An 8,423-nucleotide genomic window follows, 5' to 3' on the forward strand; every position below is an offset into this window, starting at 1 on the left:
GTGCTTGACAGAGACGGCGCCGGGCGGCACGCCGGCCCGATGACGCACGCTCCCCATGCCGGACTGAAGGTCCTGGAACTCGCCCGCATCCTGGCCGGTCCGTGGATCGGCCAGACGCTTGCCGATCTCGGCGCCGACGTGATCAAGGTGGAGAGCCCGGCCGGCGACGATACGCGCGGCTGGGGCCCGCCCTTCGTCGAGCGGGACGGCGAGCGCACGGCCGCCTATTTCCATGCCTGCAACCGCGGCAAGCGGTCCGTGGTCGCCGATTTCGCCACCGAGGCGGGGCGGGCGCTGGTGCGCGAACTGGCAGAAGAGGCCGACGTCCTGGTCGAGAACTTCAAGGTCGGCGGACTGGCGAAGTTCGGCCTCGACCATGCAAGCCTGGCGGCGGTCAATCCACGCCTCGTCTACTGCTCGGTCACCGGCTTCGGCCAGGACGGGCCCTATGCCGGCCGAGCCGGCTACGACTTCATGATCCAGGGCATGGGCGGGATCATGAGCCTGACCGGCGATCCGGCGGGCGAGCCCCAGAAGATCGGCGTCGCCTTTGCCGACATCTTCACCGGCCTCTACGGCACGATCGCCATCCAGGCGGCGCTGGCCGACCGGGAACGGACCGGGCGCGGCCAGTATGTCGACATGGCGCTCTACGACTGCATGGCGGGCGTGCTGGCCAACCAGGCGCTGAACTTCTTCGCAACGGGCCTCGCCCCGACGCGGCTCGGCAATGCCCATCCCAACATTGTGCCGTATCAGGTCTTCCCGGTCGCCGACGGCCATCTGATCATCGCCTGCGGCAACGACCGGCAGTTCGCGCGCCTGTGCGCCGTCCTCGGCCTGCCGCAGCTCGCCGCGGATCCGCTGTATGCCACCAACGAGGCGCGGGTCGCCCATCGCGAGGCACTGGCGCCGATCCTGGCGGGTGCGATCGCCGCGTGGCGCCGCGACGACCTTCTCGCGGCGCTTGAGCCGGTGGGGGTGCCGTCGGGGCCGATCAACGATGTCGCCGACGTCTTTGCCGATCCGCAGATCGTCCATCGCGGCATGCAGATCGCGCCCGGCGGCACGGCGGGCGTGCGCAGCCCGATCACCTATGGCGCGGCCGAACTGTCGCTGGAGCGGCCGGCGCCACGGCTCGGCGAGCATCAGGGCGCGCGCTTCGGCGACGGCGGCTGAGGTCGCTGGCAGGGACAGTCGGCTAGACGGCAAGATGGCTGGAGACGATCTCGGGATCGGCTTCCATCTCGGCGAAACTGCCAGTGAAGCAGACGGTGCCGGTTTCGATGATGACCGCGCGATCGGCGATGGCGCGGGCGAAGCCGAGATTCTGTTCCGACAAAAGCACCGACAGGCCCTCGCGCTTGAGGTCGAGGATCGCGGCGGCCATGGCGTCGACGATCACGGGGGCGATGCCTTCGGAGGGCTCGTCCAGAAGCAGCGTCTCGGGATTGCCCATCAGCGTGCGGGCGAGGCTGAGCATCTGCTGTTCGCCGCCCGACAGGCGGCCGCCCTTCTGGCCGCTGCGTTCGCCGAGATTGGGGAAAAGGTCGTAGAGCCGCGCCGGGGTCCAGGGCGCGTCATCGTCGATGGCGTCGCGGCGGCCGACCTCGAGATTCTCCGCCACGGTCAGGTCCTTGAAGATGCGACGGTCCTCGGGGACGTAGCCGAGACCCATGCGGGCGATGCGGTAGGGCGGCAGGCCGGTGATGTCGGTGCCGCGATAGCGCACCGTGCCGCGGCGCGGGCGCACCAGGCCCATGGCGCTCTTCAGCGTCGTCGACTTGCCGGCGCCGTTGCGCCCGATGAGGGCGACGATCTCGCCCGACTGCACGGCGAGCGAGACGCCGTGCAGGATGTGGGCTTCACCGTAGAAGCTGTCGATCGCCTGCAGTTCAAGCATCTGGCGCCACTTGTTCAGTGATCGATTCAACGGCGCCGCCGCCCAGATAGACCGCCCGGACGGTCGGGTCGGCACGGATCGCCTCGGCGGTGCCCTCGGCGATGACCGCGCCGCGGTTCATGACCACGATGCGGTCGGCATGGGCGAAGACGACGTCCATGTCGTGTTCGGTGAAGAGGACACTGAGCCCGGTCTCCTCGACGATGCCGCGCACCAGCGCCATCAGGGCAGTGCGCTCGCGCGGCGCCATGCCGGCGGTGGGCTCGTCCATCAGGAGCAGCCGCGGCGATGCGGCCAGCGCGACGGCGAGTTCCAGTCGCTTGACGTCGCCATAGGCGAGCTCGGCGGAGGGGCGGTCGGCGGCCTCGGCCATGCCGACGGTGGCGAGCAGCCGGTCGGCCGCGTCGCGCTCGGCGGCAACGGCGCGGGAAAAGAAATCGAAGCGGCGGTTGCGATGGGCGAGGAGGGCGGCCTGCAGGTTCTCGCGAACGGTCATCGACGCGAAGGTCTGGGTGATCTGGAAGGTGCGCCCGACCCCGAGCCGTGCAATGCGGCGCGCCGGCAGGCCGGCGATCTCGGCGCCGAACAGCCGCACCGAGCCGCGATCGGGCCGCAGCTGGCCGTTGAGCATGTTGAAGGTGGTCGACTTGCCCGCGCCGTTGGCGCCGATCAGCGCCAGCATCTCGCCCGCGGCGAGGTCGAAGGCCACATCGTCGACCGCGACGACACCGCCGAAAGCCTTGGCGAGACCCTGGATCGCGAGCGCCTTCATGCGGCAGCGCCGGGCTGGCCTGCCGCGCGGCGGCGGGCCAGGCCGGCGATCGAGCGCAGCCCGCCGGCCAGCCCCTGGGGCGCCAGGATGCAGACGGCCAGGATGATGATGCCGAATATGGAGCGCCAATAGGGCAGCCGGCCGACCCAATCCTCGATGCCGACGAAGACGGCGGCGCCGGCGATCGGGCCCGACAGGGCCTGCACGCCGCCGATCAGCACCATAAGCAGCGCATCGACGGATTGGCCCACCGACAGGATGGTGGGAAAGACGCTGCCCTTGGCGAAGACGAAGACCGTGCCGGCGAGCGCGGCGAAGAGGCCGGCGAGGACGAAGGCGGCGAGCTGGCGGCCCCGCACGTCAAGGCCGATGGCCTCGGCGCGCAGCGGCGAATCGCGGGTGGCGCGCAGGAGATAGCCGAAGGGTGCGTGGGCGACCCGGCGGATCAGCCAGAGACCGGCGCCGCAAAGGCCGAGCGCGATGAGATAGTAGGCCGTGCGGGAGGCGGCGAAGCGGTCGGGCCAGACGCCGAGGATGCCGTCGTCCCCGCCGGTCACATCCTGCCATTGCAGGGCGACGGCCCACAGGATCTGCGCGCCCGCCAGCGTCAGCATGGCGAGATATACGCCGGACAGGCGCACGCAGAACCAGCCGATGACGAGGGCGCCGACGCCGCCGGTGGCCACGCCCAGCGCCATGGCGGGAAGCATCGGCAGGCCGAGCGCAGTCGCGGCGAGGGCCGCCCCGTAGGCGCCGAGGCCGAAGAAGGCGGCGTGGCCGAAGGAGATCATGCCGCCCAGACCCATCATGAACTGCAGGCTGGCGGCAAACAGCGCGGCGACGAAGAAGTCGGCGAGCAGGATCAGGGCGAAGCCGGATTCGACCAGCGGCAGCAGCGCGAAGGCGGCAAAGGCAAGGACGACGAGGATGGTCGTCGCCCGGCCGGGCAGCCGCAGCGTGGCGCCGCGCTCGGCCGGGGCCGGCGCGACGAGGGCCGGCTGGCCGAACAGGCCGTGGGGCCGCACGACCAAGATGGCGGCCATCACCAGGAAGGGCAAGACGGTGGCGAGGGTGGGAAACCACAAGAGGGTGAAGGCGTTGAGGACGCCGATCAGCACCGCGGCCGCATAGGCGCCGCCGATGGAGCCGAGCCCGCCGACGACGACGATGACGAAGGCCTCGACCACGACGTCGAGATCGAGGGCGAGGCTGACCGCTTCGCGCGGGGTCTGCAGCGCGCCGGCGAGCCCCGCCAGGAAGGCGCCGAGCATGAAGACGGTGGTGAACAGGCGCGCCTGGTCGACGCCGAGGGCGCCGGTCATCTCGCGGTCCTCGGTCGCGGCGCGCACCAGCGTGCCCCAGCGGGTGCGGTTGAGAACCAGCCAGACGGCGGCCAGGACGACCGGACCGGCGGCGATCAGCAGGAGATCATATTGCGGCACCGGTTCGCCGAGGATCCGCAGTGCCCCGCCGAGGCCCGGCGCGCGGGGCGCCAGAAGGTCCTCCGGGCCCCAGATGGCCAGGGCGACATCCTGGATGACGAGGAGGACGCCGAAGGTGGCGACGAGCTGGTAGAGCTCGGCCGAGGCATAGAGCCGGCGCAGGACGACGACTTCGATCAGCCCGCCGACGAGAGCGACCGCCACGGCCGCCGCCAGCATGCCGCCCCAGAAGCCGAGAAAGCCGGTCGGCAGGAACGTCACCGCCGAATAGGCGACATAGGCGCCCAGCATGAACAACGAGCCATGGGCGAAGTTGACGATGCGCGTGACGCCGAAGATCAGCGACAGGCCGGCCGCCACCAGGAACAGCGACGACGCGTCGGCAAGGCCGGCCAGAAGCTGGGCGAATACGAAGCCGAGCGTCGTCAACACCGTCTCCTCGTTGGGAACCCGCGCGGCGACGCCGCGGCGCGGACCACCGCGCGCCCGCCTGGCCGGGTTGCGGGCCTATTCGGCTGGGCGCAGCTTGCGGGCTTCCTCGGGCGACGGAAGGTAGTCGGCGCCGTCGGCATAGCGCCAGTCGACCATGACGCCCTGGCCGTCGCGCACCGCCGTGCGACCGACCCAGGCGCCCATGGTGGACTGGTGGTCGGCTTCGCGGAAGGTGAAGGGGCCGGAGGGGGCGTCGGGGACCTCGAGGCCCTCGAAGGCGGCGACGAGGGATTCGGCATCGGTGGCGCCCGCCTTCGACAGGGCGGCGGCGATGGCGAGCATCGAATTGTAGCCGACGAGCGAGCCGGCATAGGGATGCTCGCCGTATTTCGCCTCGTAGGCCTTGCGGAAGGCGTCATGTTCCGGCGTGTCGATGTCGTACCAGGGGTAGCCGGTGACGATCCAGCCCTCCGGGGCCTCGGCGCCGAGCGGCTCCAGATATTCCGGTTCGCCGGACAGAAGGGACACCACCTCGCGGCCGTCGAACAGGCCGCGGATGTCGCCCTCGCGCACGAATTTGGCGAGGTCGGCCCCGAAGGTGACGTTGAAGATCGCGTCGGGCTTCATCGCCTCCAGCGCGCGCACGGTGGGGCCGGCATCCAGCTTGCCCTGGGGCGGCCACTGCTCGCCGACGAACTCGACCTCCGGCTTGCGCTTCTTCAGCTCCGCCTTGAAAGCGGTGACGGCGTCGGTGCCGTAGGCATAGTTCGGCGCGATGGTGGCCCAGCGCGTGGCGTCCATCTTGGCGGCTTCCTCCGCCAGCATCGCGGCCTGCATGGCCGTGGAGGGGCGCAGGCGGAAGGTGTAGCGGTTGCCCTGCGACCAGACGATGGCGTCGGCCAGCGGCTCGGTAGCCAGATACGGCACCTGACGCTGTTTGGCGAAGTCGGTCAGGGCCAGGCCGACATTGGAGAAGAAGCCGCCCCACACGATCGCGACGTCGTCAGAGGCGACGAATTCCTCGGCGATGCGGATGGCGTCGGCAGGCTTGCCGTTGTCGTCGCGGCTGACGACCGTGACCGGCCGGCCGTCGATGCCGCCGGCGGCATTGATCTCCTCCAGCGCCAGTTCCCAGCCCTTGCGATAGGGGCCGGTGAAGGCGGGCAGGGTGGTGTAGCTGTTCATCTCGCCGAGGGTGATCGGCTCCTGGGCGAGGCCTGGCGCCGAAAGCCCTGCGAACCAAGCGAGGGCGCCTGCGAGCGTGGCGAGCATCCGTCCGGTGGTCATGGCTAGTCCCCGTGTCTGGCGGCCGTCGCACCCGATCTGCGCCGAGCCTGCCCTCGGGTCATGGCCGAAAGCCATCGCCATCGCAAGGCCACAAGGACGTCATAGCCCCGCCGGAGACCGCCGCGGGCGGGGCGAAACGCCGCGCAGGCGTCAGCCCGGCGCAGGCTCCGAGGATTAATCTGCCATTAACCGACCTTCGATTAGATCGCACAGCAACCGAAAATTAACGCAGATGACCAAAGCGCTAACAGACACCCGTCCGATCCGCCTCAAGGGCCGCTCCTTCCTTGCGCTGGTGCTGTCCCCCGAGCTGCCCTTCGACCGCTGGCTGGCACGCCTCGACGACCTGGCCTCGCGTTCGACCGGCTTCTTCCTCGGGCGTCCGATCGTCCTCGATGTCGAGGGTCTGGACATCGACCAGGCGCAGCTGAAGGACCTGATCGGGGAACTGGGCGAGCGCAGCGTGCGGATTATGGGCATCGAGGGTGCCCGCGCCTCGCTGCTGGGCTTCGGCATGCCGCCGGCCATGAAGGGCGGACGCCCGGCCGACGATTTCGAACCGCCCGCCGCGCCGGAACCGGCCGTTGCGCCGACCAGCGCCGCGCCAAGGACCGAAGCGCCGGCCCCGCGGCCCGAGCCCCAGCCGATGCGCGCAATGCCGTCGATCATCATCCACGAGCCGGTACGCTCGGGGCAGTCGGTGATCTTCCCGGAAGGCGACGTGACCATCCTGGGCTCCGTCGCGTCGGGCTCGGAGATCGTCGCGGGCGGGTCGATTCACGTCTACGGCACCCTGCGCGGTCGGGCGATGGCGGGCTCGGTGGGCAACGCCTCGGCGCGCATCTTCTGCCGCAAGCTCGAGGCCGAGCTTCTGGCGATCGACGGACTCTATAAAATGGCAGACGACATGAACCCGGCGCATCGCGGGCAGGCCGTGCAGGTCTGGCTCGACGGCGACACGCTGAAGACGGAGATTCTGGTCTAGCCGGCGGCGACCAGCTTACAGGAGAACGAGATGGCAAAAGTAATCGTGGTGACTTCGGGCAAGGGAGGCGTCGGCAAGACGACATCCACGGCTGCGCTCGGCGCCGCGCTGGCACAGCGGGGCGAAAAGACCGTCGTGGTCGATTTCGACGTCGGCCTGCGCAATCTCGATCTCGTCATGGGGGCCGAGCGCCGCGTGGTCTACGACCTGATCAACGTGGTGCAGGGCGATGCCAAGTTGCCGCAGGCGCTGATCCGCGACAAGCGGCTGGAGACGCTGTTCCTGCTGCCGGCCTCGCAGACCCGCGACAAGGACAATCTCACGTCGGAAGGCGTGGAGAAGGTCATGAACGAGCTGCGCGAGACCTTCGACTGGATCATCTGCGACAGCCCGGCCGGCATCGAGCGCGGCGCCACGCTGGCGATGCGCCACGCGGACGTGGCCGTGGTCGTGACCAACCCGGAAGTCTCCTCGGTGCGCGATTCGGACCGGATCATCGGCCTGCTCGACGCCAAGACCGCCAAGGCAGAACGCGGCGAGCGCATGGACAAGCACCTGCTGCTGACCCGCTACGACCCGAACCGCGCCGAGCGTGGCGACATGCTGAAGGTCGAGGACGTGCTGGAGATCCTGTCGATCCCGCTGCTCGGCATCATCCCCGAATCGATGGACGTGCTGCGCGCATCCAACCTCGGCACGCCAGTCACGCTGGGCGACGCCCGCAGCGCACCGGCGCTGGCCTATATCGATGCCGCACGCCGCCTGGCCGGCGAGACCGTTCCCATGACGATCCCGGGGGAGAAGCGCGGCCTGTTCGGCAAGATCTTCGGACGGAGAGCGGCATGAGCCTTTTCAGTTTCTTCAGCAAGCAGAGCTCGGCGCCGATGGCGCGCGAGCGCCTGCAGGTCCTGCTCGCCCACGAGCGCGCGACGGTCGGCCATTCCGATCTCGTCGGCCTCCTGCGCGAGGAGATTCTTGCGGTGATCGCACGGCACGTCCATGTCGACCGCGAGAAGGTGATCGTGAAGATGGATCGCGGCGAACAGGTCTCGACCCTGGAGGTCGACATCGAGATTCCCGTGACCGCGAGTGTGCGGGCCGCCTGACGGCACCCGCCAAACCCGCAGGCGAAATCCTCGCCGCGGAATTGCCAAGAAGGAGAACGCCATGAGCCGAGTGACCATGCTCGAGCGGCTCAAGGAGCTGCAGCAGACGCCGAAGTTCCAGAACCGCGACATCCGCACGATCAGCGCGATCCTCTCCAACGAGGCGCTGGCCAAGCACGTGGAAGCCTGCGAGCAGTCTGCGGCGCGCTGACCGCACCCCTTGTCAGCCGATCCTCCGGCCCGGCCGCAGCATCCTGCGGCCGGGCCTTTGCGTTCGCGTTCCCGCGATGGGGACCGATGACATGGTGCGGCAGGGGAATCGCATTTGGAAATTTTTGTAGTCTGATTGTTCACTTGCGTTTGCGATGGATTCTTCGCTTGGACGGCGGATTTTCGCCGTTGGGAGGATGCCGTGGAAGAATTCGTCGCCTGCTGGGAAGGGCTTGATGATCCGCGCACCGGCAATGCCGAACTGCATGATTTCCACGAACTCCTG

Annotated in this window: 10 protein-coding genes; 5 read left to right on the top strand and 5 right to left on the bottom strand. The window is 69.2% G+C overall.

Annotated features, from left to right (window positions below; translation table 11 throughout):
- Positions 1-39 precede the first annotated feature (39 nt).
- Positions 40-1,179 carry a CaiB/BaiF CoA transferase family protein gene (locus VQ042_RS14540; RefSeq protein ID WP_331820488.1) on the top strand — a complete coding sequence of 380 codons (1,140 nt, stop codon included), beginning with the start codon at positions 40-42 and terminating at the stop codon, positions 1,177-1,179.
- 22 nt (positions 1,180-1,201) lie between these two features.
- Here the strand turns inward: VQ042_RS14540 and VQ042_RS14545 are convergent, their stop codons facing one another.
- From VQ042_RS14545 to VQ042_RS14560, 4 genes are all read right to left on the bottom strand, one after another.
- Complete coding sequence (locus VQ042_RS14545; protein WP_331820490.1) at positions 1,202-1,903, bottom strand: ABC transporter ATP-binding protein; 702 nt, start codon at positions 1,901-1,903, stop codon at positions 1,202-1,204.
- Positions 1,896-2,675: an ABC transporter ATP-binding protein gene (locus VQ042_RS14550; protein WP_331820492.1), complete on the bottom strand. Its 780-nt coding sequence runs from the start codon at positions 2,673-2,675 to the stop codon at positions 1,896-1,898. Before VQ042_RS14550 ends, VQ042_RS14545 begins: the two co-directional genes overlap by 8 nt.
- Entirely contained in the window at positions 2,672-4,549 is a 1,878-nt protein-coding gene (locus tag VQ042_RS14555; RefSeq protein ID WP_331820494.1) for an ABC transporter permease, read from the bottom strand. Before VQ042_RS14555 ends, VQ042_RS14550 begins: the two co-directional genes overlap by 4 nt.
- Positions 4,550-4,624: 75 nt before the next feature.
- Positions 4,625-5,836: an ABC transporter substrate-binding protein gene (locus VQ042_RS14560; RefSeq protein ID WP_331820496.1), complete on the bottom strand. Its 1,212-nt coding sequence runs from the start codon at positions 5,834-5,836 to the stop codon at positions 4,625-4,627.
- A gap of 232 nt (positions 5,837-6,068) precedes the next feature.
- Between VQ042_RS14560 and minC the strand changes: the two genes are divergently transcribed.
- From minC to VQ042_RS14580, 4 genes are all read left to right on the top strand, one after another.
- Positions 6,069-6,821, top strand: coding sequence for a septum site-determining protein MinC (gene minC / locus VQ042_RS14565; protein ID WP_331820498.1), 753 nt, complete (start codon positions 6,069-6,071; stop codon positions 6,819-6,821).
- 30 nt (positions 6,822-6,851) lie between these two features.
- Positions 6,852-7,667, top strand: a complete 816-nt coding sequence (gene minD / locus VQ042_RS14570; protein ID WP_331820501.1) for a septum site-determining protein MinD — start codon at positions 6,852-6,854, stop codon at positions 7,665-7,667.
- Positions 7,664-7,927: a cell division topological specificity factor MinE gene (minE, locus tag VQ042_RS14575; protein ID WP_024348772.1), complete on the top strand. Its 264-nt coding sequence runs from the start codon at positions 7,664-7,666 to the stop codon at positions 7,925-7,927. Before minD ends, minE begins: the two co-directional genes overlap by 4 nt.
- A 61-nt stretch (positions 7,928-7,988) precedes the next feature.
- Complete coding sequence (locus VQ042_RS14580; RefSeq protein WP_331820507.1) at positions 7,989-8,138, top strand: hypothetical protein; 150 nt, start codon at positions 7,989-7,991, stop codon at positions 8,136-8,138.
- A gap of 12 nt (positions 8,139-8,150) precedes the next feature.
- On the opposite strand, the gene VQ042_RS14585 is transcribed toward VQ042_RS14580, so the two are convergent.
- The coding region (locus tag VQ042_RS14585) for a hypothetical protein (protein WP_331820509.1) at positions 8,151-8,423 on the bottom strand (273 nt) is incomplete at its 5' end.

The organism is Aurantimonas sp. A2-1-M11 (assembly GCF_036549475.1).
Lineage (GTDB): Bacteria > Pseudomonadota > Alphaproteobacteria > Rhizobiales > Rhizobiaceae > Aurantimonas.